General features: G+C 74.1%; 21 protein-coding genes. 8 read left to right on the top strand and 13 right to left on the bottom strand.

The window, feature by feature from the left end:
• Positions 1-11: 11 nt before the first annotated feature.
• Positions 12-1,784 (bottom strand): glycoside hydrolase family 15 protein, encoded by a 1,773-nt coding sequence (locus ACFY0X_RS19000; RefSeq protein ID WP_387756022.1) that lies wholly within the window; start codon positions 1,782-1,784, stop codon positions 12-14.
• A 16-nt stretch (positions 1,785-1,800) separates the two neighbouring features.
• Positions 1,801-2,754, bottom strand: a complete 954-nt coding sequence (locus ACFY0X_RS19005) for a TIGR03557 family F420-dependent LLM class oxidoreductase (RefSeq protein ID WP_387756024.1) — start codon at positions 2,752-2,754, stop codon at positions 1,801-1,803.
• Positions 2,755-2,952: 198 nt separating this feature from the next.
• On the opposite strand from ACFY0X_RS19005, the gene ACFY0X_RS19010 reads away from it, so the two are divergent.
• Positions 2,953-3,372: a hypothetical protein gene (locus ACFY0X_RS19010; protein ID WP_387756026.1), complete on the top strand. Its 420-nt coding sequence runs from the start codon at positions 2,953-2,955 to the stop codon at positions 3,370-3,372.
• Between the two features lie 144 nt (positions 3,373-3,516).
• Here ACFY0X_RS19010 and ACFY0X_RS19015 read toward each other — a convergent pair whose 3' ends face one another.
• The 3 genes from ACFY0X_RS19015 to ACFY0X_RS19025 form a co-directional block, all read right to left on the bottom strand.
• Complete coding sequence (locus tag ACFY0X_RS19015; protein ID WP_387756028.1) at positions 3,517-3,963, bottom strand: SRPBCC family protein; 447 nt, start codon at positions 3,961-3,963, stop codon at positions 3,517-3,519.
• 166 nt (positions 3,964-4,129) lie between these two features.
• Positions 4,130-5,707 carry a serine/threonine-protein kinase gene (locus ACFY0X_RS19020; protein WP_387756030.1) on the bottom strand — a complete coding sequence of 526 codons (1,578 nt, stop codon included), beginning with the start codon at positions 5,705-5,707 and terminating at the stop codon, positions 4,130-4,132.
• A gap of 158 nt (positions 5,708-5,865) precedes the next feature.
• Positions 5,866-7,107: a Rieske 2Fe-2S domain-containing protein gene (locus ACFY0X_RS19025; protein WP_387756032.1), complete on the bottom strand. Its 1,242-nt coding sequence runs from the start codon at positions 7,105-7,107 to the stop codon at positions 5,866-5,868.
• A gap of 559 nt (positions 7,108-7,666) precedes the next feature.
• Here ACFY0X_RS19025 and ACFY0X_RS19030 point away from each other — a divergent pair.
• From ACFY0X_RS19030 to ACFY0X_RS19040, 3 genes are all read left to right on the top strand, one after another.
• Positions 7,667-8,830, top strand: a complete 1,164-nt coding sequence (locus tag ACFY0X_RS19030; protein WP_387756034.1) for a methyltransferase domain-containing protein — start codon at positions 7,667-7,669, stop codon at positions 8,828-8,830.
• Positions 8,831-9,098: 268 nt separating this feature from the next.
• Entirely contained in the window at positions 9,099-9,464 is a 366-nt protein-coding gene (locus ACFY0X_RS19035; protein WP_387756036.1) for a hypothetical protein, read from the top strand.
• Positions 9,465-9,843: 379 nt separating this feature from the next.
• Entirely contained in the window at positions 9,844-12,174 is a 2,331-nt protein-coding gene (locus ACFY0X_RS19040) for a lamin tail domain-containing protein (RefSeq protein ID WP_387756038.1), read from the top strand.
• A 112-nt stretch (positions 12,175-12,286) separates the two neighbouring features.
• Here the strand turns inward: ACFY0X_RS19040 and ACFY0X_RS19045 are convergent, their stop codons facing one another.
• Positions 12,287-13,510: an FAD-dependent monooxygenase gene (locus ACFY0X_RS19045; RefSeq protein WP_387756040.1), complete on the bottom strand. Its 1,224-nt coding sequence runs from the start codon at positions 13,508-13,510 to the stop codon at positions 12,287-12,289.
• A 180-nt stretch (positions 13,511-13,690) separates the two neighbouring features.
• Here ACFY0X_RS19045 and ACFY0X_RS19050 point away from each other — a divergent pair, with 180 nt between their 5' ends.
• On the top strand, positions 13,691-14,200 hold the full coding sequence (locus ACFY0X_RS19050) for a MarR family winged helix-turn-helix transcriptional regulator (RefSeq protein WP_387756042.1): 510 nt from the start codon (positions 13,691-13,693) through the stop codon (positions 14,198-14,200).
• A gap of 197 nt (positions 14,201-14,397) precedes the next feature.
• Positions 14,398-14,973: a hypothetical protein gene (locus ACFY0X_RS19055; protein WP_387756044.1), complete on the top strand. Its 576-nt coding sequence runs from the start codon at positions 14,398-14,400 to the stop codon at positions 14,971-14,973.
• A 67-nt stretch (positions 14,974-15,040) separates the two neighbouring features.
• Here ACFY0X_RS19055 and ACFY0X_RS19060 read toward each other — a convergent pair whose 3' ends face one another.
• From ACFY0X_RS19060 to ACFY0X_RS19075, 4 genes are all read right to left on the bottom strand, one after another.
• Positions 15,041-16,348 carry a M64 family metallopeptidase gene (locus ACFY0X_RS19060; protein ID WP_387756046.1) on the bottom strand — a complete coding sequence of 436 codons (1,308 nt, stop codon included), beginning with the start codon at positions 16,346-16,348 and terminating at the stop codon, positions 15,041-15,043.
• Between the two features lie 317 nt (positions 16,349-16,665).
• Complete coding sequence (locus ACFY0X_RS19065) at positions 16,666-17,430, bottom strand: sporulation protein (protein WP_387756048.1); 765 nt, start codon at positions 17,428-17,430, stop codon at positions 16,666-16,668.
• A 107-nt stretch (positions 17,431-17,537) separates the two neighbouring features.
• Positions 17,538-18,989, bottom strand: a complete 1,452-nt coding sequence (locus ACFY0X_RS19070) for an amidase (RefSeq protein ID WP_387756050.1) — start codon at positions 18,987-18,989, stop codon at positions 17,538-17,540.
• A gap of 132 nt (positions 18,990-19,121) precedes the next feature.
• Positions 19,122-19,733 carry a CGNR zinc finger domain-containing protein gene (locus tag ACFY0X_RS19075; protein ID WP_387756052.1) on the bottom strand — a complete coding sequence of 204 codons (612 nt, stop codon included), beginning with the start codon at positions 19,731-19,733 and terminating at the stop codon, positions 19,122-19,124.
• 104 nt (positions 19,734-19,837) lie between these two features.
• On the opposite strand from ACFY0X_RS19075, the gene ACFY0X_RS19080 reads away from it, so the two are divergent.
• Positions 19,838-20,686, top strand: a complete 849-nt coding sequence (locus tag ACFY0X_RS19080) for an SDR family NAD(P)-dependent oxidoreductase (RefSeq protein ID WP_387756054.1) — start codon at positions 19,838-19,840, stop codon at positions 20,684-20,686.
• A gap of 146 nt (positions 20,687-20,832) precedes the next feature.
• Here the strand turns inward: ACFY0X_RS19080 and ACFY0X_RS19085 are convergent, their stop codons facing one another.
• Together ACFY0X_RS19085 and ACFY0X_RS19090 are read right to left on the bottom strand one after the other, a co-directional pair.
• Positions 20,833-21,300, bottom strand: coding sequence for a hypothetical protein (locus ACFY0X_RS19085; protein WP_387756056.1), 468 nt, complete (start codon positions 21,298-21,300; stop codon positions 20,833-20,835).
• A 181-nt stretch (positions 21,301-21,481) separates the two neighbouring features.
• Positions 21,482-21,832, bottom strand: coding sequence for a hypothetical protein (locus tag ACFY0X_RS19090; protein WP_387756058.1), 351 nt, complete (start codon positions 21,830-21,832; stop codon positions 21,482-21,484).
• Positions 21,833-22,183: 351 nt separating this feature from the next.
• On the opposite strand from ACFY0X_RS19090, the gene ACFY0X_RS19095 reads away from it, so the two are divergent.
• Entirely contained in the window at positions 22,184-23,266 is a 1,083-nt protein-coding gene (locus ACFY0X_RS19095; RefSeq protein ID WP_387756061.1) for a methyltransferase, read from the top strand.
• A gap of 104 nt (positions 23,267-23,370) precedes the next feature.
• Here ACFY0X_RS19095 and ACFY0X_RS19100 read toward each other — a convergent pair whose 3' ends face one another.
• On the bottom strand, positions 23,371-25,902 hold the full coding sequence (locus tag ACFY0X_RS19100) for a hypothetical protein (RefSeq protein WP_387756063.1): 2,532 nt from the start codon (positions 25,900-25,902) through the stop codon (positions 23,371-23,373).
• Positions 25,903-25,981: the final 79 nt, after the last annotated feature.

Here is a 25,981-nt window from a genome sequence, read left to right on the forward strand (position 1 = left end):
CCGGCTTCCCGTCAGGCGCCGGGCGGCCGGGCCAGGCGGGCCGCGCACTCCAGCAGCATGGCGTGCACGAACGCCTGGGGCAGGTTGCCCCGTTGCTGGCGCTGGGCGATGTCGTACTCCTCCGAGAACAGGCCCGCCGAGCCGCACAGCCCGCGGGTGGCCTCGAACCAGCGGGCCGCCTCGACGGTGTCGCCCTGCTGGTGCTCGGCGAGGGCCATCAGGAAGCCGCACAGGACGAACGCGCCCTCCGCCTCGGCGAGCGGGCGTCCGTCGTGCCGGAACCGGTAGGCGTAGTGCCCGTCGGTGAGTTCGCGGCGGCAGGCGCGCAGCGTGGCGACCGTACGCGGGTCGTCGGCGGCCGGGGTACCGCGGTAGGGCGGGAGCAGCAGCGCGAGGTCGGGCGCCGGATCGCCGGGGGAGCGCTGCCAGCGGCCCGACGGGTGCCGGGCGCGCCGTGACGTGTGGGCGAGGATCCGGTCGGCCAGCGCGCTCCACTCGGCGGCGAGCCCGTCCGGCACCCCGGCCGGGCCGGCCGCGCGCGGGCGGGCGATCGCGCGCAGCCCGGCGGCGCAGATCAGCCGGCTGTGCGTCCAGGCGCGCTCCTCCAACTCCCAGATCCCGGCGTCCGGTTCGCGCCACCGCTGGGCGATCGTGGTGGCGGCGGTGCGCACCGCGGCCCGGGCGGACGGGTCCAGCCGGTCGTGCCGGGCGGCCGCCGCGTAGAGCAGCAGCGTCTCGCCGAAGACGTCCAGCTGGAACTGCCGGGTGATCCGGTTGCCGATCCGGTCATGGCCGCCCGGGTAGCCGGGCAGGTCGACCGTCCGCTGGTCGGGCACCGGTCCGCCGGTCACGGTGTAGGCCGGGGCCAGCCGGGGGCCGTGCTCGTCGAGCCGCGCGGTGGTGAACCGCACCGCTTCGTCCAGGAGTTCGTACGACCCGCAGGCGGCCACCGCCTGGCCGGCCAGGCACTGGTCGCGGATCCAGACGTAGCGGTAGTCGTAGTTGCGGCCGGCCTCGGCGCGCTCGGGCAGGCTGGTGGTCGCGGCGGCGACCATGCCGCCGCCCCCGGGGGAGGTGAGCCCGCGCAGCACGGCGTAGGAGAACCGGGCGTCGCGGCCGTCGAGGGTGTGCCCGAGGCCGGGCACGGCCGCCCGCCAGGCGCGTTCGGTGGCCCGCCAGGCCTTCTCCGGGTCCGGCGGGGGGCCGTCGAGGGGGCGGTCGGCGGCCTCCAGGACGAGGTCCAGCCGTTCGCCCGGGTGCAGGACGGTCTCGGCGGTGAGCCGGCCGTCCCGGTCGGGACGGGCCGATCCGGCACCCGTCCAGCGCAGCCGCAGCGGGCCGGTGCGCAGCGACCAGCCGTCCGCCGTCCGGCGGGGTTCGCGGTCGCGCCGGGGCCCGAAGCCCGATCCCGGCTCCAGGACGGTCCGGAAGCGCACCGGGGCGTACTCGGCGGTCAACCGGCGCAGCAGCACGAGCCGGTGCGGGTCCGCCGGCATGGCCAGCGCCTCCCGGCACTCCAGGATGCCGTCCCCGGCGATCCACCGGCTGCGGCGGACCAGCCCGCCGTCCTCGTAGTAGCCGCCCGGCACGAACCGGCCGACGGGTGTCACCGCGTACACGCCGCTGCCGCCGATCAGGCCGGCGAACAGCGGCTCGGAGTCCCAGCGGGGCGCGCACAGCCATGCCACCTCGCCGAACGGGCCCACCAGGGCGCCGCGTTCGCCGTCGGCGAGGAGGGCGTACTCGCGCAGGCTCCAGGGCGGGTAGGGCGGGAAGGCCTCCACGGCGCGACCCCGGCGCTCAGGCGACCTGCGGCAGGATCTGCTCGCGGTAGAAGTCGAAGAACCCCTCCTGCTCCTGGCCGATCTGCCCCACGTACACCTCGTCGAAGCCGGCGCCGACGTAGGCGCGCAGCTGATCGGCGTGCGCCTGCGGATCGTCGCCGCAGACCACCGACCGGGCCACCATCTCCTCGGTCACCAGCTCGGTGGCCTGCTCGAAGTGGCGGGGCGTGGGCAGCACCTGGGGGAGTTCGCCGGGCAGCAGCTCGCTCGGCCACAGCCGGTGGACGGTCTTGACCGCCCGCTCGCGGTCCTCGGACCAGCACACTTTCGCCCCGCCGATCACCGGGCCGGTGCCGCCCGCCGCCCGGTAGCGGCCGACCAGCTCGGTGTCCGGGCTCATGGTGACCAGGCCGTCCGCGAACTCCGCCGCCCGCTCGGCCGCCCTGGGGCCGAAGGCCGAGACGTACACCGGCAGCCGGGCCCCCTTCGGGGGCGTGTAGAGCCGGGCGTTCTCCACCGTGTAGTGGGTGCCGCGGTGGGACACCAGGTCACCGGTGAACAGCTTCCGCATCACCTCGACGGCCTCCTCCAGCATGTCCGCCCGCACCGCGAACGGCGGCCAGCGGTCGCCCAGCACGTGCTCGTTGAGCGCCTCGCCGGTGCCGACCCCCAGCCGGAACCCGCCCGCCAACTGCACGTCCGCGGTGGCCGCCGCCTGCGCCGTCACGGCGGGGTGCAGCCGGACGGTCGGGCAGGTGACCAGGGTGGTCACCGGCAGCCGGACGACCTGCGACAGCGCGCCGATCACGCCCCAGACGAACGGGCTGTTGCCCTGGGCGTCGTTCCACGGATGGTAGTGGTCGGAGATCGCCAGCCGGGTGAAACCGGCCCGCTCCGCCAGCCGGGCCTGCTCGACCAGCTGGGCGGGGGTGAACTCCTCGCAGGACAGGAAGTAGCCGAACTCGGTCATGGCAGCCTCGGTTCCGTCGACGAGCCTTACCCGGAGCGGCTTTCCGGGACGGGCGCCGCCAAACTCCCCTCCGGCCGGGCTGGGTCCCCGGGGCGCTCGCCGGAGGCCCGGGTCCGCCGCCGACACGCCCTGACACGCCCCTGGCATGCCCCTGATCCGGCCCGGGTTTGCGCCGACGTCGCGGGGTAGGCGTGCGGCATGGAGGACATCGGACCCGCGGCGGACGATTCCGCCGCCGACGACACGGAAGCACTCGACCTCTGCGACCACTGCGGGCGGGCCGTCGCCACCGCGGAGCTGCTCGGTGCCCTGGTGCCGGACTCCTCGGCCCTGCACTCCACCCAGTCCGCGCTGGACGGCAAGCGGCTCGTGGTGGCCTGCTGCGCGGACCACCTGGCCGCCCTGATCGCGGACTACCGCCACCGCCCCTTCGTCCCCGAGGAACAGTGGGCGGGGAAGGTCTGCCGGGCCCTCGCCGACTACGAGGACCCCGTCCCGCTGAGCGTGGTGGCCCGTCTGACCGGCCTCTCCGAGCAGCAGGCGGTGGAGGGCGTGGAGTGGCACAACGCCCGCGCCCGCGAGTGGCGCCGGCACTACGGCGACCCGGGCGACGACTGACCGGACGGCGCTCCGGCGTTCTCCTGGGGAGGACGGGATCGAGCAGCGGGCCGACCGCCCGGGGCGGGCCGGCGACCGCCAGCCCCTCCGTCCGGACCGCCGCCCTTCCGTCGCCCCGGCCTCGCGGGTGCCCGGTGCGACGGGCTACGACTCCAGCAGGTGGTCCAGCACCCGGCCGAAGACCAGGCGCCCCGCCCGGGCGAGGACGGGATCGAGCAGCGGGCCGATGGGCCGGGGCGGGCCGGCGACCGTCAGCTCCTCCGTCCAGACCGCCGCACTGCCGCCGCCGACCGCCCGGACCCGCAGCTCGGCCCAGCCGTGCACCGGGTGGCCGCGCTTGACCAGCCGGCACCGCCCGTCCCGGCCGGGGGCGGGGGCGACCAGCTCGGTGAGTTCCATCGGATCGTCGAAGCGCAGCGGCCCCAGGCCCGTCCGGGCCAGGACGACGTCACCCGCCGCCCGCCCGGTGCCGCGCACCACCGACACCCGGGTGAACGGCACCCGGTCCCCGTGCCGGGACCAGGCCGTCAGCCGCTCCCAGCACTCGGCGGCCGGCAGCGGCGTACGGCGGATCAGGACGAAGTGGGCCACAGCAGCCACCCTAGCGACGCCGACACCCTCGGCGCCTGGACGACCCTCCCGACGCCGCCACTCGGCGCACCAGGTCCTCCCGACCGGATCACCGCCGTCACGTCGTCGTCACCCACGACGAGGGGGCCCTTGGGCTGCTGGAGGAACCCGCCGACCGGTCGCGCAGCTACTTCTTCCGCAGGTCGCCCGAGAATCCGCCGACCAGCAGGTGCAGGCTGCCGTCCGGATTGCGGGTGTACACCTGGTCGTACGGAACGGCGGCGCAGCCGCTGAGCGCGTTCATCGGCGCGGTGCGCAGGACCACCCGGTCCGCCGTGACCTGGACGAGGTTGGCGGTCGCGTCGCAGTAACGGGTGCCGGCGCCCTCGTTGTTGTGGATCTGGGCGACCGGATCGCCGGCCCGGCCCTGGGTGATGGTGATCGCGAAGTCCGGCTGGACCAGGGTCTGCGGGCTGCCCAGGGTGCCCTGCCAGGAGCCGAGGAAGGCGGCCGGGATCTCGCCGTCCGGCGTCGGGGTGCCGGAGGTGGCGACGGGCGGGGGTGAGGTGCTCCCGTCGCCCGTGGTCGGGGTGCCGGTGCCCTTGTCGCGCATGGCCAGGAACACCGAGGTGCCCGCCAGGGCGAGCGTGAGGACGGCGGCGACCAGCAGCGCGCCGGGGCCGGGTCGGCGGCGGGCGGGCCGGGGCGCGTACGGGTACGGGGGGTGGTAGGGCGGGGGCTGTGTCGGCGAGTACGGCGTCGGCGTGGCCGGGTTCGGCGTGGGCGGGGTCGGCGCGGGTGGGTTCGGCGTGGGCGAGCTCGGCGGGCCGTCGGGCCACGGCTCCGCCGGGCCGAACTTCCCGGCGGGGCCGACAGGTTGGACGGTGGAGTCGCCGTCCAGGTCCAGCAGCTCGACGGCGAGCGAGGCCAGTGCGGCGGCGATCGCGGGCGGCAGCCAGTCCCGGCGCCCCAGCCGCTCGCCCGCCGTCGGGTCGGTGGCCGCCAGCCGCTCGCGCAGCTGCGCCGGGGTGGGGCGGCGGGCCGGGTCCTTGGCCAGGCAGTCCGCCACCAGGGTGCGCAACTCCCGGTCGGCGATGTCGAGTTCGGGCTCGTCGTGGATCACCCGGTAGAGCAGTACCGCCGCGCTCACCCCCGAGCCGAACGGCGCGGTGCCGGTGGCGGAGTGGGCGAGCACGGCGCCCAGCGAGAAGACGTCCGAGGCGGGCCCGGCGTTGCGGCCCTCGGCCTGCTCGGGGGAGAGGTAACCGGGGGAGCCGACCACGAAGCCGGACCGGGTCAGCGCGGTCGCCGCGTCCAGCGCCCGGGTGATCCCGAAGTCGATCAGGCGCGGACCGTCCAGCGCCAGCAGCACGTTGGAGGGCTTGACGTCCCGGTGCACCAGCCCTTGGGCGTGCACGGCCTCCAGCGCCTCGGCGAGCCCCACCCCGAGCGACCGGACGGCGGCGACGGGCAGCGGGCCGAAGTCCCGTACGGCGGTGCCCAGCGAGGGCCCGGCGACGTACCCGGTGGCCACCCAGGGCTGGGCGCCCTCGGTGTCCGCGTCCAGCACCGGGGCCGTCCACCGGCCGCCGACCCGCCGGGCGGCGGCCACCTCGTTGCGGAACCGCACCCGGAACTCCCGGTCCGCCGCGTACTGTTGGTGCACCAGCTTGACCGCCACCGTGCGGCCGCCCGCCGTGCGGCCCAGGTAGACCCGGCCCATCCCGCCCGCGCCGAGTCTCCGCAGCAGGCGGTACTCGCCCACCTGCCGCGGATCCCCGTCCCCCAACGCCTCCACGCCGACTCTCCCCTCGCCGCGCCCGTCCGTCCTCCACGCCAGACGGTACCGCCGGGACGCTCGGTTCCGGTTCGGGCCGGTGGCACGGATCAGGAGGTGGGGGCGGCGGGGAGGACGAGGGCGGCTCAGCTCCGGGAGGCTCCACTGGACGCCTTGCCGGACGCCTCCGTCCGGGCCGGGCCCGCGGTGGTCTCGCCGACGGCTGCGCCGTGCCCCTCCGCACCGCTTCCGCCCGCGCCGCTTCCGTCCGTGCCGTTCCCGGCCGAGCCGTGCCCGCCTGGGCCGTGGCCGTTCCGGTCGGCGAGCGCGGCCGGCGCCGGCAGGTTCGCCTGGTGGTCCGGCGGGTAGAACTGCCGGGCCCAGTGCCGCATCGCGCCGATCGGCCCGTCACCCGGGGCGAGCCGGGGCGGCGACACGTACCGCTTGGTGGACCAGATCGGGAAGTCCGCCGAGGTGAACTCGAGATTGCGCTTGAACATCGGGCCGGACAGCAGCCGGGTGACCGTCCGGCTGACCACCCGGGCGACGGTCGGCGGCAGCCCGGACGGCTCCGACATCACGAAGCGGCTGGCCTGCCGCAGCTGCATCCGGCCGGGGGCGACCTGGGTGGCCATGACCAGTGAGCAGATCTCCAGACCGAGCGAGGGCGTGTGCACGTCGGTGTGCAACGCGGTGAGGCCGTACCCGTCCACGTCGACGTGGACCTCGCGCATCCCGAGCAGCGGGAAGGTCTCCCGGACGAGCATCGAGATGTGGAAGCTGGTGCCGTCGAACTCGACCGGCGCCGCCAACTCGCCCTGCGGCCAGCCGTGCAGGGTGACGAAGTGGCCCAGGTCGAAGGAGTTCTCCATGACGTCCTGGGCGTAGCCGGGCATCTCGAAGGAGGCGTACCGCAGCGGCTGCCGACCGTCCCCGAGCCGGTGCCAGGCGGGGATCTCCCAGTCCGGCTCCCGGCCGTCGTGGTGGCGCCAGACGAAGACAGCCTCGTTCACCTCGCGCACCGGCAACTGGGTGAGCGCGGCCTTGGGCGGGGTGGTGCCGTACCCGGTGCGCACGCAGCGGCCCTCGGCGTCGAAGGCGAACCGGTGGAAGGGGCAGACCAGGTCGTCGCCCTCGACCGCGGCCAGGCCGAGGTGGGCGCCCAGGTGCGGGCAGTACGGGCGGATCGCGCGCAGGCGGCCGTTGCGCAGCCGGTACAGCACGACGTCCTCGCCCGCGAGCTGGCGGGTGAGGACGGTGCCGGGCTTGAGCTCGGCGGAGAAGGCGAGTGCGGACCAGCCGTCGGGATAGGGCAGCGCCGGTGGCAGGGCGACGTCGGCCGCGGTCGGGCGGTTGCTGACGGGGTGGACGTGCTTGGACACGCGCATGAAGTCTCCTGTCGGTCTGCCCGGCGCCGCCCCTCCCAGGCGATTAGCGCTCGAACAGAATGGAATTCAGATGCTATCCATGGATCGGGAGCACGTGCACGGACAATCTCCCTAATGAGCAACAAGTCTGATGATCATTCAGATTTCTGCGTTCAGGAATTCGATTGATCCCGGCCGCCCCGCCTGACCCGGTGGTTCGGGTGTCATGAACCGAGCTCTCGGGACCGCTTCCTCCGCCGCTCCGCGCACTGCCCTTCCGGCCCTTTCCGGGCGCGGGCATCCGACGATCTCCGATGTGTCGTTCTCCCCGCTGGGTCACCGGAACCGGCGTGCGCCGACACTGTCCGCGCCCCGGCTGCCCCCGCGCGCCTTAGCGCCCCGGGTGGGGGTGCGCCAGGATGGTCAGCTGGTCGTGTCCGTGGTCTGCAGGAGGAGGCAGCGTGGGAGAGCACTCGAAGCCGGCGAAGGACCCCGGCCAGGGGACGCCGCCGCCGGGCAACGCCGACGGCAAGGTGACCACGCCGCCGCCGAGCAACGGCAAGCACAAGAAGAAGTGACCGTGGGCGACGACGCGGGGCCCGGTGGCCGGCCGGCCCTGGATGCGGAGATGGAGCGGGCCGGGGCGTGGCCGGAGGATTCGCCGTGGCTGCGGGAGGCCTTCACCGCGCTGCCGCGCGAGCGGTTCGCACCGGGCCGGCTGTGGCGGTGGGACGGCTGGGCCTACGTGCCGGTGGACTCGTCGGGCGACCCGGACGGGTGGCTGGCCGAGCTGTACGCCGGCCCTCACGCGCCGGCCGTCACCCAGCTCTCCGGTGGCCTGCCGTCGTCGTCGCTGTCCGCGCCGTCCGTGGTGGCGGACATGCTGGACAGCCTGAGGCTGGAGCCGGGGCACCGGGTGTGGGACGTCGGCACCGGGCAGGGCTGGACGGCGGCCCTGGCCGCGTGGCGGGCCGGACCGGGCCTGGTCGTCTCCACCGAGGTCGATGAGCGGCTGGCCGCCTTCGCCCGCGGCCGGCTCGCGGCCGCCGGGCTCGACGTCGAGGTGGTGGTCGGTGACGGTACCGCCGGCGGACCGCCGGGCGGCGGCCGGGTCGACCGGCTGCACGCGACCTACGCGGTCGAGGCGGTGCCGTGGTCATGGGTGGCGGCGGTGCGGCCGGGCGGGCGGATCGTCTACCCCTGGGGACGGCTGGGGTACGTCGCGCTCACCGTCGGCGACGGCGGTTGCGTCGCGCACGGCTGGGTGCACGGCCTGGCGCAGTTCATGGGCGACCGCACCGGTCCGGCGCAGGCGGGCGCCGGGCGCCCGGCCTACGCCGCGGTCCGCGGCGACGCCGAGCCCGAGACCAGCAGGGTCCTCGACCGCGACCCGGCCGCGCTGGAGGACTGGAACCTGCGGTTCGCGCTGCGCGTCGCCGCCCCGGACGCCGTGCTCTCCACCGAGCAGGGCGCGGACGGACCGGTCGTCCTGGTCCACGACGGCGACCGCTCGTGGGCCGAGGTCGGCCCGGGAGCGGACGGGCGACCGGTGCTGCGGCAGGGCGGGCCACGCCGGCTCGGCGACGAGCTGATGCTCGCCTGGGCCCAGTGGGACGGTCTGGGCCGCCCGGGCCCGTACGACTACGGCGTCACCGTCACCCCTGATGCCCAGTGGGCGTGGCAGGGCGATCCGCAGGACGGTCCGCGCTGGCCGATCGGAGGCCGGCTGCCGGCCGCGCGGTAACCGATCGCCCGCGACCCGGTGCGCGGTGGGACGTCCGGCCGCCCGGCGGGCAGGTGCGGTGCGGGGCGTCCGGCGGCCCGGCGGGCAGGCGGAGTGCGCCGAGGCGTGCGCCGGTGCGCCGGGTCGGTGCGTTCACTCAATTCGCGTGGTGAGACAGCGAGTTGGCGATCCGACCGGATGTGGTGGAGCATAGGCCGGGCCCGGTCCGTTGCGGTGCGCCTGCGCCGCGGCCGAGGCGCCGTACAGCTGCTGGGGAGGAGGCGGTCCGGTGACTGCGGAACGTCCGTTTCTGGTCCGGGGGAAGGCGGTACCCCTGGCCAGGTACCTGGCGGAGGAGGACATCGAGGGCCTGGTGGCCTGCTCGTGCGTCGGGAACGAAGTCAGCATCGACCTCGCGGACACCAGGATCCTGGTGAGCCTGGTCGACGTCGCCGACACGGTGAGGCTCAACTTCCACATGGTCCAGGACGGCCCGGCCAAGCCCCGCTCCTGGTCGCGCCGGGTGCCCGTCGGCACCGGGCCGCGCGAGATCGCGTCCCGGATAGCGCTGGACGTGCGAGCCCTGGAACGCGAGCTGGCGCCGCTGCGCCGTCGCCCGCCCCGGACGGTGCCGACGCGGCACCGTCCGGGCTGAGCCCGGCGGGAGGCGTCCACCGGCCCGGGTCCGGTGGCGGGGGAGCTGCCGGACCCGGACCGGTGCGGTTCCGGTCGGGTCAGCAGCTCTGCGGGCGTGGAAGTCGGGCCCAGCGGTCCGGAGGGCGGCATCCCACTTGTCGCGCGCGGAAACGTTCTTCCGCCGTACGTCTGGCCGTTGCCCGCCACGACCGGTAGGGATCTGGTGGCGCTGCTAGAACCGCAGCGCCCGACCTTTCCCATCCGTGGTCACACCGCCGGGCCACGAGCCCGGACGGTGGTCAGGAGTCAGCCTCATGCCGAGCACCTCGAATCCCGGGAGCACCTCGAATCCCCGGACCACCCGGAGAACGCCGCGAGTTCGGCGCCGAATCCCGGCGGTGGCCTCCGCCGCGGTCGTGGTGGCGGCGCTGGTGGCGCTGCCCGGCGGCGTGGCGCAGGCGGCATCGCCCGACATCGTGATCAGCCAGGTGTACGGCGGTGGCGGCAACTCCGGTGCCCCGTACGCCAACGACTTCGTCGAGCTGTACAATCGCGGCACCACCCCGGTGTCCGTCACCGGCTGGACGGTGCAGTACGCGTCGGCCGGCGGCTCCAGCTGGTCGCGGACCACCCTCTCCGGGACGATCGCGCCCGGCCACTACCTCCTGGTCCAGGAGGCCGCCGGGGCCGGGGCGGGCGCCGCGCTGCCGACGCCGGACGCGACCGGCACGATCGCCTTGTCCGCGACGTCCGGCAAGGTCGCCCTCGTCACCAACGGCACGGCGCTGACCTGCGCCTCGGGCTGCGCGAGCCAGCCCGGGGTGAAGGACTTCGTCGGCTACGGCAGCAGCGCCGGCTCCGCCGAGGGCTCGCCGACCGGCAACCTGTCGAACACCACGGCGGCCCTGCGCAAGGGCGGCGGCACCACCGACACCGACGACAACGCGGCGGACTTCGCGATCGGCGCGCCCGCGCCGCGCAACTCCTCCACCGGCGGGGGCGGCAACACCGGCGGCACCCGGATCCACGACATCCAGGGCGCCGCCCGCACCTCTCCGCTGGCCGGCAGTGCGGTCAGCGCGGTGCCCGGCGTGGTGACGGCCGTCGGCCCCAACGGCTTCTGGTTCCAGGACCCGCAGCCCGACAACGACCCCGGCACCAGCGAGGGCGTCTACGTCTACACCGCCGGCGCGCCCTCGGTCGCGGTCGGCGACTCGGTCACGGTCGGTGCCACCGTCAGCCAGTACCGCCCGGGCGGCACCGGCGGCACCACCAACCTGTCGATCACCGAACTGACCGCGCCCACCGTCACGGTGGTCGCCCACAACACGCCGCTGCCCGCCGCCACCGTGGTCGGCCAGGGCGGGCGGATACCCCCGTCCGCGGTCATCTCCGGCGTCACCTCCGGCGACGTCGAGACCGCGGGGAACTTCCAGCCCGCCACCGACGGCCTGGACTTCTGGGAGTCCCTGGAGGGCACGCGGGTCGAGCTCGACAACGCGGCCGTGGTCGGCCCGACCAACAAGTTCGGCGAGGTCCCCGTCGTCCCGCAGGGCAGCGGCACCCGCACCAACCGGGGCGGCATCCTGCTGCAACCGAACGACGGCAACCCGGAGCGGGTCGTCCTCGGGAAGGCGCTCGCGCCCACCCCGACCGCGAACGTCGGCGACACCCTGACCGGCGCCACCGTCGGCGTGCTCGACTACGCCTTCGGCAACTTCACCCTCCAGGTCACGGCGACCCCGACGGTCACCCCCGGCGGCACCGCCCCCGAGGTCACCGCCGCGCCGACGGCCGGCCAGCTCGCCGTGGCCACGTTCAACGTGGAGAACCTCGCCCCGTCCGACCCGCAGAGCAAGTTCGACGGCCTCGCGGCGGGCATCGTCACCAACCTGCGCTCGCCCGACCTGGTCGCCCTGGAGGAGATCCAGGACAACAGCGGTGCCACCAGCGACGGCACCGTGAGCGCGACCCAGACCCTGGCCAAGCTCACCGCGGCCATCACCGCGGCCGGCGGCCCTTCCTACTCCTATCGGGAGGTCGACCCGGTGGACGGCCAGGACGGCGGGCAGCCCGGCGGCAACATCCGCCAGGTCTTCCTGTTCCGCACCGACCGCGGCCTCTCCTTCACCGACCGCCCCGGCGCCGGACCGACCACCGCCGACTCCGTGGTGAACGCGGGCGGCACGCCGCAGCTGGCCTACTCGCCCGGGCGGATCGACCCGGCCAACGCGGCGTTCAACTCCAGCCGCAAGCCGCTCGCCGGTGAGTTCCGCTGGAACGGCAAGCCGGTCTTCGTGATCGCCAACCACTTCAACTCCAAGGGCGGCGACCAGCCCCTCTTCGGCCGCTACCAGCCGCCGGCACACCCCTCGGAGAGCCAGCGCCACGACCAGGCCGCCGTGGTGAAGGGCTTCACCGACCAGATCCTGGCCGTGGACCCGAACGCGTCGGTCATCGTGCTCGGCGACCTCAACGACTTCGAGTTCTCCGGGACCACCGACATCCTCACCGCCGGCGGTTCGCTCACCGACCTGCCGCGCACCCTGCCGCCGGCCGAGCGCTACACCTACGTGTACGAGGGCAACTCGCAGGTGCTGGACCACATCCTGATCTCCGGCTCGCTGGCCGCCACGGCGTACGGCTACGACATCGTGCACATCAACAGCGAGTTCCGCACTCAGCTCAGCGACCACGACCCGCAGGTGGTGCGCATCCCGCTGCCGTAGCGGCACCTGTCGTCCCACCGGCACCGACCGCCCGGGCGTCACCGTGCCCGGGCGGTCGGTGCCGGGCCGGTCCTGCCCGGGCGGTCGGTGCCGGGCGGTCAGTGCGCGGGCGTCACCGGCCCGGGGCGTAGTCCGGCAGCAGCAGGTCCGAGTGCGCGGCCCGGCCCGCCTGCGCGCCCGCCGTCGCCAGCTCCTCGGCGACGGCCGCCGGGTCGCGCAACAGGGCGTTGCGGGCCTCCAGTTGTTCGCGGGTCGTCGGTGTCACCACCGTGCCGCCGCCGGTGGCCAGCGCCTGGTTGCGTTCCGCGAAGGGACGCATCCGGCGCTCGTAGGCCGCGAAGGCGGCGGTGTGGTCGGCGTGCGCGGCCAGCTCGCCGGCCAGGACGTACGCGCCGACCAGGGCGACGCTCGACCCCTGGCCGGACAGGAACGAGGTGGCGTGCGCGGCGTCGCCCGCGAGGACCACCCGCCCGCGCGACCAGCCCGGCAGCTGGATCTGGCTGACGATGTCGAAGAAGAGGTCGTCGGCGTCCCGCATCGCCGCCACCAGGCGGGGCAGGTGCCAGACCCGCTCCGGGAAGTGCGCGGCGACCAGCTCGCGCTGGGCCCGCGGATCGCGGAAGGACTCGAAGGGCGGGACGTCGCGGGTGAAGGTGAGGAAGCCGTGCACCCGGTCGGCGGGCTCGTGCGCGTAGAGGACCGCGCCGCGCCCGACGTCGTTCCAGATCACGCCCTCGTGGGAGAGGCCGAACTCGTTCGGGAGGGTGAAGCCGGCGAAGACGTGCCCGAGGTAGCGGTGGAACCTCTCCTCGGGGCCGAGCACCAGCCGACGGGTGTTCGAGTGCAGCCCGTCCGCGCCGACCACCAGGTCGAAGTCGCGGCGGACGCCGCTGTCGAACACCACGTGGACGGCGTCCCCGTCGTCGTCCAGCGCGGCGATCGAGTCGCCGAAGAGGAACTCGACCCGGTCGCCCAGCGCCTCCTGGAGGGCGTCGGCCAGATCGCCGCGCCGGACCTCCAGGTCGAGACCGGCCTCGCTGCCGGTCAGCTGCTCCGGGCGCAGCGAGCCGACGGTCCGTCCGGCGGGGTCGACGAAGGTGATCCGCCGGCTGTCGACGTGGGCGGCGCGCAGGCGCGGCAGCAGCCCCATGCGCTCCACGACCTCGCGGGCGGTACCGCGGATGTCGACGGCGTAGCCGCCCCCGCGCACGGCGGCGGCCTTCTCGACCACGGTCACCTCGAAGCCGTACCGGTCGAGCCAGTACGCGAGCGCGGGGCCCGCGATGCTCGCTCCGGAGACCAGGACTCGACGGGCGGGGCGTGACACGGTGTTCATGGCCTCTCACTTTCCCGGCGGGCTCTCCCGCCGGCACGTCGGTGGGACACGGATACGCAGCGGACGAGCAGAGATGCGTACCTCAGGTATCTTTATGGAGGCCGCACGCCACCCCCGGGGGCGGCGGCCCACCCCCACACCGTACAGATACCTAACTTAGGTATGCAAATGGAGGCACTCATGTCCGCCGAGTCCACCGAGGCCCGCGAACCGAGGGAGCCGCGCCCCGATCTGCTCGCCGCGCTGACCCGGATCTCCCGGCTCGGCGCCGCCATGACCCGGGGCCGCCTGGTCGAACGCGCGACGGAGGCGGCGGGCCTGGGGCGTGACCGGCCCGCGGTGGGTGTGCTCGTCACCCTGCGCACCGCCGGAAAGCCCCTGCGGATCGGCGAGATCGCGGACCGCATGCAGGTCGTGGGTCCGCACATCACCCGCCAGGTCCAGGCCCTGGAGAAGCGCGACCTCGTCCGCCGCATCCCCGACCCGCACGACGCCCGCGCCCGCCTCATCGAACCCACCGAGGCCGGCGCCGAGGCCGCCAACCGCTATCTCGCCTTCCTGCTCGGCTGGTTCGGCGACACCCTCGCCGACTGGCCCGCCCAGGACCGCGACGACCTCCTCCGCCTCCTCGCCCGCTTCACCGACGACGCGACGGCCCGGCTCGCCCTGCTCGACGGCGGCGAGGACTGACCCCTACGCCCCTGGCGTCGGCCGGGCCCTGCTTCCCCCGGTGAGGGTCGCGCCCGCTCCAACGGCGACGGCCGTACGTCCGCTGCCGCGGTCCTGGCCGTGAGCCGGGAGCGGCTCAGTAGGGTGGGGCCGTGACGGGTTGTCGCGCCGGGGGTGGGGAGGCCGTTGTGTTGGTCGGGTCACGGAGCGGATTCGGCTTGGAGTTCCACACCGAACGGGACCCGGGGCTGCTGTGCGTCGACGTCTTCGTCGGCGGGCTCCAGGTGAACCCGTGGGACAACGCGTTCTACCCGCCGCTGCTGGTCAAGAAGCTCAAGGACGAGCTCGGTCGCCTCCGCCCGCCGACCGCGCCGCCGGTGGGGTTCACCTCGCCGTCCGAGTACTTCCTGATGGTCGAGAGCTGGATGTACGACGACGCCGGTACGGGGACGGGGACAGGGGCCGCGGCGGAGGCCGAGGAGGCGTTCGCGCGGTACGCGTTCCTGGAATGGGGGGAGTGCACCGACCAGGTGACGGCCTTCGCGTTCCCCGACGGCGACCGGGTGCACCTCGCCTGTCGGATACGTGATGGCGACGGTGCCGCCCCGGGCGCCGATTCCGGGCATGAGCCGACGGTGGTGCCGGTGAGCCGGGCAGTGCTCCTGGAGACGTTGGAGCGCGGCCTCGCCCTCGCCGAACGGGAGTGGGCCGCCCGGCTCGCCGCCAGGACGGGCCGCGGTGGCACGGCGGACGGCGAGGACGGCGAGGACGGGGCCGGCGTGCGTTCTCCTTAGGTGTGTACCGACGGCCGCGAGGAGGTTGGGGCCACCTCGCGGCCGAGGCCCGGGCCCCCTCCGCGCCCTACCGCGTCACCAGCCAGGACAGGCTCGCGGTCAGCCTCGTGCGCAGCGCCGGGTCCGCGACGGCCGGGGTCGGGTCGGTGGCGACGGCGGTGAGCAGGTGCGGGCGCGAGCGTGGCCCGGTCAGCTTGAGTTCGGCCAGGTCCAGCGCGGTGCGGTCGGCCAGCCGGGGCAGCTCCCGCCCGTCCAGGTACCAGCGCAGCCGGGTGCCGGCGACCGGCAGGTCGACGGTGAGGCGGTCCGTGGCGGTGAGCCAACTTCCCTCGGCGGTGGGGCTGGTGAGCGGCGTGGCGTGGCGGTAGAAGCCGGCGATCATCGCCTCCCGCCCGGGCAGGTTGAACTCGCGTCCGAGCGAGCGCATGATCGAGTTCTCGGTCGGCCGGTAGAGCCCGGTGGGGTAGTAGCCGCCGCCCTCGTAGGTGCCGACCGTGCCGCCGTCCGGCGAGGCCTGGCCCAGCCAGCGCGACCACTTGGTGCCCTGCCGGCGCATCCGGTCGGCGGTCAGGGTGCTGATGTTTGCCTCGGCGGGCTCGTCGCCGTGGTACGTGCCCTGGCCCTCGTACACGTACTCGTCGGCCAGCTTGCCCAGCGAGTGCCCGATCTCGTGCACCGCGATCTGCCCGGACTTCGCGTTGCCGCCGGCCACGGTGGCGATGCCCTCGTAGCCGACCGGGGACTTGACGTCGTTGTAGCCGGCGCCGCCGTACTTCGCTGTGTTGGCCACCACGAGCACCAGGTCCGCCTGCGGGGCCTTCGCCGCGTACGACTCCACGGCCTTCTCGTCCACGCAGAGCAGCCGCTCCACGCCGTCGCACCAGAAGTACGAGCCCAGCGCGGTGTGCCGCACCGTCGCCTGGTCCGGATCCCCGGTCACCCCGGACTCGGGGGAGACGGCGGACACCGCCCAGACGTTGAACAGCCCCCGGTAGGCGGCGTAGGGCTCGACGGACGTCAGCTCCTGCCACTTCTGGGTCGCGTCCGTGCGGAACTTCTCCTGCTCCTGCGCGGTGTACCCGTCGCCGATCACCACCACGTCCAGCTTGGTGGCCGGCTCGCCGTTGCGCACCAGCGCCGTCACGTCGCCGTCGCCCCGCACCGGCGCCACGCCCTGGGGGCGGTCGGCGAGGTACGGGGAGGCGGCCGGAGCCTGGGCGCGGGAGATGCCGCCGTCCTCGGCGAACACCTCCACCTGGCGCGTCGTCGGCGCCCCGTCTGCGGGGCGGCCCCAGGCCGGCGCGGCCCCCAGCGCCGTCCCGGCGAGTACGGCGGCGAGCAGGGCGGTGGCGGTTCTGGCGGCGGTGCGGTGCACGGAGGGTCCTCCCGGTCGGCGGTCTGTGGCTTGCCCCCTTCCCATGTCGAGAACCTGACAATCATTGAGCGACGACCCGCCCGCCGGGCCGTGCCGACGTCAACCCGCTCGCGGCCAGGGCCGCCCAGGAGGCCCGGACTCAGGCCGTGGCAGCGGCCCGGTCGGTCCGGGGTGAGGGCCCCTCCGGCGGGTGAGGGTCCTCCGGCGGGCCCGACCGCCGGGTTTGACCCCTGGCTCCAGCCCTTGGTTCGTCGAGAGGGCCGAGGCGTGAACACCCGGCGGCCCGCCGCCGGGTGTTCACGCCGGTGCGCGGTCGGTCAGTGGCCCAGCACGCCGCGGATCCAGCCGTCCACCGTGCCGGTGAGGTCGTGCTGCCCGGCCGCGTGGTCCAGCAGGAACGTACGCACCGAGTCGCCGCCGTGGAACATGCCGCGCTTGTCGAACTCCAGCACCACCTCGACCCGGTGCGGGTCGGTGACGAAGGACAGCTCGATCTCGTTGCAGCGCTGGGCGAACTGCGGCGCAGCCTTGTACTCGATCTCCTGGTAGAACGGCAGTGTCTGGCCCGTGCCGTGGATCCGGCCGGCCTCGAGGTCGGCCCGGTGGAAGTGGAAGCCGAGCGCCGCCAGCGCCTCCAGCACCCGCTGCTGCACCGGCAGCGGCTGCACCGTGAGCGGGTCGTTGTCCCCGCGGTCCAGCTGGCCCGCGATGTCCACATCGGTGCGGACCCCGAGCGCCATGCCCGTCAGGTGGTGGCTCCCGATCGCGGTCAGCGGCGTCTCCCACGGCACGGGGAAGGCGAACGGGACGGCGACCTGCTGCCCGGCGGCCAGCCGCAGCGGGCCGCAGACGACCAGCTGGGCGAACTCCTTGACGGTGTGGCTCTCGCTGTCCTCGTGCTCGACCTCGACCCGGGCGGTCAGGTGGAGCGTGATGCCGTTGATGTCGGCGTCGCGGTCGCCGCCGACCAGGTTGACCTGGCCGTGCACGGCGCCGCCGGGGTAGACGGTCGGGGTGGACAGCACTGTGTCGACGCTGGGTCCGCCGACGCCCAGGGCGCCGAGAAGCCGCTTGAACACCATCCGGATTACTCCTCACAGGGTCGGGCACGCGAGCCCGCTGATCGTACTTTGCCTGCGCTTTGCCACCGATGGGCGGCCCCGGCAGCGAGGAAACCGGTGGGACGCCGCTACCTCGGTGCCCGGAAGCCGCCGATCCTCTGCTCGAGCAGTTCGGCCAGCCGCAGCGGGGTGCGGTCCTCGAACATCGGACCGATGATCTGCACTCCCACCGGCAGGCCCTCGGGGGACCGGCCCGCTGGTACGGCGGTGGAGGGCAGGCCGGGCATGGTGGCCAGACCGGCCCAGACGAGCTGGTCGAAGTACGGGTACGCGACGCCGTCGATGTCGAGCCGGCGCTCCCTCGGATCGGGGTCGTGGTCGTGCGGGAACGCGGGAGTGGGCGTGATGGGGCACACCACGGCGTCGTACTCGGCGAACAGCTGCCGCCAGCCGTGGCGGTGCAGCTCGCGGCGCGTGTTCGCCTCGATCCAGTCGCGGTGGCTGAGCACCATGCCGCGCAGCAGCCTCGCCTCGAGACTCTGGTCGTCCGCGCTCAGCTCGGCAGCGCCGGCCTGCACCTGCTCGTACGCCTCGACGGGAAAGCGCGCGACGGAGCCCGAGAACAGGAACTTCGTGTAGAGCAGCGCGGATTCGGTCAGATCGGGCAGCAGCGGACTGCCCTGGTCGACGCGGGCACCGCCGTCCACGAGCGCGTCGGCCACCCGGTTCACACCCGCCCGCACGGCCGACCCGGTCGGAATGACCGGATGCTCCTCGAGGACCAGGACCCGGAAGTCGCGCAGCCGTTCGTGGCGCGCGGGCGGCAGCGTCAGGCGGTACGCCACACCGTGCGTCAGCGGGTCCGGTCCGGCCATGACGTCGAGCAGGAGCGTGAGGTCGCGCGCACTGCGCGCCATCGGACCGACGACCGCCAGGTCGTGCTCGACCGGCAGGGCCGGCCCGGGCGGCGGGACCATGCCGCGGCTCGCCGCCAGCCCGAGCGTCGGCTTGTGGGCGTAGACGCCGCAGAAGTGCGCGGGGGTGCGCAACGAACCCGCGAGGTCGGAGCCGATGGACAGCGCGCCGAACCCGGACGCCAGGGCCGCCGCCGAACCGCCGGAGGACCCGCCCGACGTACGACGGTGGTCCCACGGGTTGTTGGTGGTGCCGTAGATCTCGTTGAAGCTCTGTATGTCCTGCAGCCCTACGGGCACGTTGGTCTTGCCGAGCACCACCGCGCCCGCCGCCTTGAGCCGTGACACCTGCACCGCGTCCTCGGCGGGCAGGTGGTCCCGGTGCGGCGCCATGCCCCAGGTCGTGGGCAGCCCGGCGACGTCGTAGGACTCCTTGACCGTCACCGGTATGCCGAGCAGCGGCCGGTCCTCACCGCGGGCGCGCGCCTGGTCGGCCCCGCGCGCGGCGGCCCGGGCACGGTCGAAGTCCGGCACGCAGATCGCGTTGATCGCCTCGTCGTCCCGCTCGATCCGGGCGATCGCCTCGTCGGTCAGTTCCGCCGAGGTCACTTCACCAGCACGCAAAGCGGCCGCGAGTCGTTCGGCCGTCTGAAAGCTCCACTCCATGCGTCGGACCGTACCGGCCTGCGGCGAAGGGCACGAAATACCGTTTCGGACAACAGGATTGGTGCGTCAATGCCCTTCGTCTCCGCCAGGCGGAACCCGGGGCGCGCGGTGGGCCGACCGGGGAGTCGCGCCTCACGCCTCGGGCGGCGCGTCGCCCTCCCGGCGCTGCCGGCGGCGGTAGTTGCGCATGGATACCTGGGAACCGCAGCCGGTACTGCAGTACAGCCCCGCCCCGTTGCGGGTGCGGTCGAAGAAGCCGAAATGGCACGGCGGGTTGCGGCACGCCTTGATGCGTCCCCAGTCGCCGGTCTGCGCGAAGGTCGTCACCGCGGCCAGTACGGTCCCGAACACGCGCGGCACCCCTGCCTGCGGTGACGCCAGCGCGACGCCACCGGCCGTGACCACCGTCGCCAGCGGGTAGAGCGCGCCCGCGCGCCGCAGGTGCCGCTCGGCGTGCTGCAGCGGCTCGCCGAGGCTCTCCTCGTCGCCGGAGTGCGCGAGCAGCAGGGTCACCAGGGCGTCGCGCAGCTCGCGGGCGGCTGCGGCGTCGGCATCGGTCGCCACGGTCTCGTCGCCGAACTCGGGGTGCTCCGCGAGCCATGCCGCGAACGCGTCCCCGTCGCCGAACAGCTCCCGCCGTCCGGCCCCGTCCGCGCGCGTGTTCACGAACGCGAGCACGGTCTCCACCGTCGGCACGACGGTGCGCGGGCTGGGTTTCGCGGATCCGGCCGCAGCACTGCTCATCGCCCCATCCTACAGGAGCCGGAAGAGGCGCTAAGCGGACTAACGGGCAACGCTCGGCGCCAGGTCGCTTGACGCGTTATGAGCTAACGGCTTACGGTCGCAACATGAACGGAACATCGAACCAGCAGGCCCAGCCCCGCACATGGCTCATCACGGGCGCGACGTCCGGCATCGGCCGTGAACTGACCCTCCAGGCGCTGGAGAACGGCGAGGCCGTCTCGGCGCTCGCCCGCGACACCACCGCCCTGGACGAACTGACCGAGGCGCACCGCGACCGCCTGCTCCTGATCCCCACGGACGTGCGTGACGAGCGGGCCGTACGGGAAGCGGTGGAGCACACGCTCACGCGGTTCGGCCGCATCGACGTGGTGGCCAACAACGCGGGCTACGGACTGTTCGGAGCCGTCGAGGAAGCCTCCGACCCGCAGGCCCGCGCCGTGTTCGACACCAACGTCTTCGGAGTGCTCAACGTGCTCCGCGCGACGCTGCCGGTGCTCCGCGCCCAGCGGTCCGGGCACGTCCTCCAGGGCTCGTCGGTCTACGGGCAGTCCGCCCACCCCGGCGTGGGGCTGCTGGCCGCGACCAAGTATGCGGTCGAGGGCCTGTCGGACGCGCTGGCGGCCGAGGTCGCGCCGCTCGGCATCAGGGTCACGATCATCCAGCCCGGGATGACCGCCACCCCCTTCCTGTCCAAGCTCGACGTCGCGGCCGGCCTCGACGACTACGACCGGACCGTCCGCGAGGTCCAGAAGGGCATCGGCGAACTGCCCGCGTCCGCGTTCTCCTCCGCCGCCCGGATCGCCGAGGGCATCCGAACCGCGGTCGACAGCCCCAACCCCCCGCTGCGCCTGGCCCTCGGCACCTCCGGCGCCACCGGCATCCGCACCGCCCTGGAGGCCCGCACCGCGGACCTGGACGACTGGAACCACGTGACCGACGCCGTCGACAGGTGACCGCACCGCCCGCAGGGGCCCCGGCGCTGACAGCCGGGGCCCCTCGGCGGCGAGGTCCTCGATCGACTCATCCGGTGCGACGTCAGGGCCGGCGACCGGCGAACCCGACCGGACGGCACCCGGTCAGGACTCCCCTGACGTCGCCCTCAGCAGCGCAGCCCGGTGCCGCCACCGTTGGCGCGACTCAGAACCTCGTCGTCGCCGTTCCGGTAGAAGAAGAAGCCGTACACATCGATGCACGTGCTGCCCGGGGCGTAGACGTACACCGGCCCCGCGTACTTGGTGTAGTACTGCAGTTCGCCGTCCTCCTGCGCCCAGCCGGATTGACTGGTGGTCTTGATGGAGACGGTGATCTTCGAGAAGTCCTTCGCCTGCGTGTCGTCGCCTCGGGCGATGGCGCAGTTCTTGCCGGTACTGCTGCTGTAGTAGGTGTCGATCCACCCCACGCGGCGGCCGTTGTGGTCGTCGACGATCGGGTACTGCTTCAGTGAGCCGTACGAGCTGCCGCAGAGGTTCACCTGAGGGTAGGCGCCGGCTTCGCCGGCGGTGCCGACGACGAGGCCGGCCAGCGCTGCGGAGACCGTCAGCGCTGAGATGATTCGCTTGCTTTGCACGGGAGTTCAGACCCTTCGTCGTGGGGCTTCCCGCCGCCGGGCAGGCGGTGGTTCCAGCAGTGGCACCGGGTGTGCGACGCGGGCGGCCGGGGCCGGGGCCGGAGGAGAGCCTGCTCGCCCGGTGGGGACGGAATGGAAACCGTCGGCCCTGCCCCCTGTCGACCTTCCCCTGCCGACCTGCTCAGGCGGTGTGACTCGCCTGTTCCAACGAGGCGTACGCGGCCCGGAACTTGATGGTGGCGCTCTCCCCGTCCCCCCAGGACAGTTCGTCCTGGCCGCGACGGAGGCTGTACCTGGCGTCGTCGACGTCCACGATGACCGGGGAGGCCTCACAGCTCCCGGTGCTGAGGTAGTTCAGGGCGTAGCCGGAGAGGTCCCAGGCGCCGTTCAGATTCCCCTGGTTGGAGACGGAGATCGCCTGGCCGGTGTAGTCCATCGCCGTGACGATGTCCTCCCAGCACCTCGACTTGGCGCTGGCGGCGGGCGCGGCCGCCACGACGGCGCCGGCGCCCAGCGCGAGGACTGCGGTCACGGTCGCGAGGCGGGTGCGTAGACGAATCACGGACGGATTCCCTTCCGAAGTGGTGTGTACTGCCGGTTGAACCGGGCGGCCCGGCGGGGCTCGCTCGCGCTGGTGGCGCGAGGTGCCTCCTGATCGCGGCGAGATCCTCGTCCGAGGACCCGGTGGACTTCCCACTGTGGAGGAACACGGGATTGTCCGGCCGCGAGAGCGGTCGCGGCCCAGGTGAGCAGCGGACAACCCGGATTGTCCCCGGACACGGCGCCGGGGGAGGGAACGGGGCAGCGGGTGAAACCAGGCTTCGCGGTGGCCGTGTCCGGGCACGGTCCCAAGCGCAACCACGGATTCGAGAAGGGAATCGGAATGCGCCAGGAGAAGAACGAGGCCGGCGGCAACGGCGCCGCCGGTGCTGACGAGGCGTCCGCCGGCAGCGCCCAGGACGCCCGGCTCCGCCGTTCCAGCGTCTTCCTCGTCGACGAGGCCCTCGGCTTCCTCTTCCCTGCGGCCCTGCGCGCCGCCGCCGACGTGGGCGTGGCCGACCACCTCGGGAACGGCCCCGCCACGCCGGCCGAACTCGCCGCCGTGACCGGCACCCACGCCCAGAGCCTCCACCGGGTGCTGCGCCTGCTCGCCACCAGGGGCGTGGTCGCGGAGGACGAGGACGGGCGGTTCACGCTGACCGACGCCGGACAGGCCCTGCGCAGCGACGTCCCGTACTCCGCGCGCACGGCCGTCCAGATGCTCACCGACCGCACCATGTGGCGCCCGGCGGGCGAACTGTCCCGCTGCCTCACCGACGGGACCACGGCGTTCGACGCCATCTTCGGGATGCCGTTCTTCGAGCACTTCGCCCAGGACGAGCGGACCGCCGCCGTCTTCCACGTCGGCATGGCGGCGATGTCGGACCCGGAGAACGCGCCGATCGCGGCCGTGTGCGAACTCCCCGGAACGGGAACGGTCGTGGACGTCGGCGGCGGTCACGGCGGCCTCCTGGCGGAGGTCCTGCGCCGCAACCCCGGGCTGGAGGGCGTCCTGTACGACCGCGCCCACGTCCTGGCGGGCCACCGGCTGGACGCGGACAAGGAGCTCGCGGGGCGCTGGTCCCTGGCGGAGGGCGACTTCTTCACCGCCGTCCCGCCCGGCGACGCGTACCTGCTCAAGCGGATCACCCACGACTGGGACGACGACGCGTGCGCGACGATCCTGGGCCACTGCCGCCGCGCCCTGCGCCCCGGCGGGCGGGTCCTGGTCCTGGACGCCGTCGTCCCCCGGGGCAACGGCCCCCACCAGTCCAAGGCCCTGGACCTGATGATGATGGCCTCCCTCACCGGCCGCGAACGCACGGAGACGGACTTCGCCCAGCTCTTCTCCGCAGCCGGCCTGCGGCTGTCCCGCATCCTCCCCACGCCGACGGTCCTGTCGGTGGTCGAGGCGGTCGCGGCCTGAGCCGTGCCGCCGCCTCCCCGCCCCCGTCACCGCCACCGCCGGCCTGCGGACGGCGGTGGCGGGGCGAGGATAGGCCGCCGCCTCACCGACGAAGGCGCCAGGTCTCAGGCGTCGCGGCGCCAGCGGTCGCCGGCGAACCGGGTCAGCGCGATGTCCAGGTCGAGCGGCACCACCTCGGTCGGGCCCAGCTCCCACACCCGGACCCAGCCGTCCGAGGTCGTACGGGAGCGCGGCGGCTCCCGTCCGGGCACCGGCTTCATCACGAGGTAGTACGAGCTGATCAGTACGAGGGAGCCGGTGTCCCTGTTCCGGTGGGACCGGATCCTGAGCACCCGTACCTCCGCCACGTCGTCCCAGCGCAGCCGCAGCCTGCGGCCACCGTCGAGCTCCACGCCCTCGTCGTCGATCCGCAGTCGCGTCGCGACCGCCCGCAGGGCCAGCGCCCCGAGGACGAGGACGCAGAGCACGCCGAGCAGGGCGGACCAGTGGCGTACGAGCAGCAGCCAGGTCCGGTGCCAGTCGCCCCGGAAACCCGATCCCGAGGACATCGGGGAGACCACCAGGAGGAACACGACGACCGGCACCAGCAGATCGAACGCCAGCGCCCGCAGGGCCCCGAGACTCCGCACGCTGCTCCTGAGCACCACCTCGCGCGGCCCCGCCCCGTCGTCGGGCGCCCCGCCCGGTGCCCCGCCGGTGAGCCGCGACCGCAGCTCGGCGTGCCGGAACTGGTAGACCCCGCCGACCCGCCGCAGCACGCCCGACCGGCGGCCGTCCTCCAGGAAGCCCAGTACGTCCCGGGGCAGACGTCGCCTCCCCGCCAGGACGAGGCGCGTGGCGGTCCAGCGGCCCCACCGGCTGAGGGCGATCAGCACCGCGGCCGAGCACGACCAGCTGACGACGAGGGCGCCGCCGATGAGCAGCGGATCGCCGTTGAGCCAGTGGAAGAACGCCAGCGAGGTGCCCGCGACGGCGGGGGCGACCAGGGCGGCCTCGTCCAGGGCGATCCTGCGCTCGTCGTGCAGCAGCTGCCTCGGCCTGGCGGCCATGTCGAACTCGGTCGAGCGGGTCAGGAGGACGCCGGAGAGGACGGGGAGGAGGAAGACGCACAGGGTCGCCGACGTGGTGCCGGGCAGGGCCGCGCCGACGGCCGTCGTGGCAGCGGCCGACGCGGCCAGCAGGAGCCGTCCGCCGGCTCCGGTGGCCAGCCGTCGTGGGCGGTTGTCGAAGCCGCTGAACAGGTGCCGGGTGAAGACCCGTCCGAGCGCCGTGGCGATGACGGCCATCGCCGTGACGGCCCCGAGCGCCTGGCCCACCTCCGGGATCCCGATCCCGGGTCGCGGGGGAGCGGCGCCGAGGAGGGCGGCCAGTCCCGCGATCGCGTAGCCGGCCGCGGTGCCGCAGGCGGCCACCACGACGAGGACGACGGAGCCCCAGACGCCCGGCTCGGTCAGCAGGCTCCGCAGCTGCCACCAGGCGATGTCGTGGGTGCGTCGGCGGTGCAGGTCGTCGGCCAGGAAGCGGAAGTACGCGGGCGCGCGGTCGGACCTCCAGCGGTGTACCGGCCCGGGAAGGTAGGACGGTCGCGGCCCCTGTGCGCAGACGGCCGGGATCAGCCCGTCCAGGAGGTGGCCCTCGATGTCCGCCCGTGCGGGCAGCCGCGTCGCATCGAGCAGGTCCCGGGGATCGGAGGCCTTCGGGGCGTACACCGTCGCCGCGAGCCAGAGCATCAGCGGAGAGGACAGGGCGGTGGCGACCGGACCCTCGGGGTCGCTCTCCATCGCGTCGAAGAGCGCCTGCCAGGCGCCGAGGCGCTCCCGGTGGCACATCTGGGCGAGGTAGGCCCTGCCGGCCTGCGGCGGGACGGGGAGGGCGCGCAGAACGGGCACACCGCGCAGCACCGGTGAGTCGTCCACGGCGTGCCGGTACGCCTCCGGGCGGGAGGTCAGGACCAGGGGGTCCGTCGTGCCGAGCGCGCGCTTCAGCGCCTCGACCGCGTTGCCACGGGCCAGCGGCAGCAGCTCGTCGAAGCCGTCGAGCACGGGAACGATCCGACGGCCTCGCACCAGGGACTCGACGGTGGGCCGATCCAGGCCCGCCACGAGCTGCCCGTAGTCCTCGCCGATACGCCGGACGACCCAGTCCTGGATGCTGGTCCCCGGCTCCCAGTCCGACATCGACAGGATGACCGGGACGCTGTCCCGTGAGCCGGGGACCGCGGCTCTGGCTTCCAACAGCTCGACCACGATCAGCACGACGAGGGAGGACTTCCCCGCCCCGCCCGGTCCGGTCACCACCAACTGGTGCGGTGTGAGTGCCCGGAGGCGAGCGACCACGTCCTCGAACGCGAGCTGTTCGGGCAGCGCCGAGGTCGAGTCGCTCCCATGGGCCGGCTCCAGCTCCCACGGGACCGCCATCGGCACCCGCTCCCGCAGCCCGCGGACGTTGGCCTCGTCCCGCCACTGCTCCAGGACCTCGCGGGCCAGCCCGTCCAGGGCGGCTTCCCCGGCGTCGGCGGGGACCGGCTCTCCCTGCCGAGGAGCGGCGGCGGAGCCGAGGTAGACGGCGCCGATGCTCCCCGCCTGGACCACGTTCCCCGGCGATCCCTCGCTGTGGTTGTGCACCTCTCCGATCACGCCGACATGCTGTCAGACCGGCGGACGCGCGGGACGGGTGGTGTGGGGAATCGCCGATCCGACCCGCTGTGCGCTGGTG

Origin of the sequence: Kitasatospora sp. NPDC001547 (assembly GCF_042894165.1) — a bacterium.
Taxonomy (GTDB): Bacteria; Actinomycetota; Actinomycetes; order Streptomycetales; family Streptomycetaceae; genus Kitasatospora.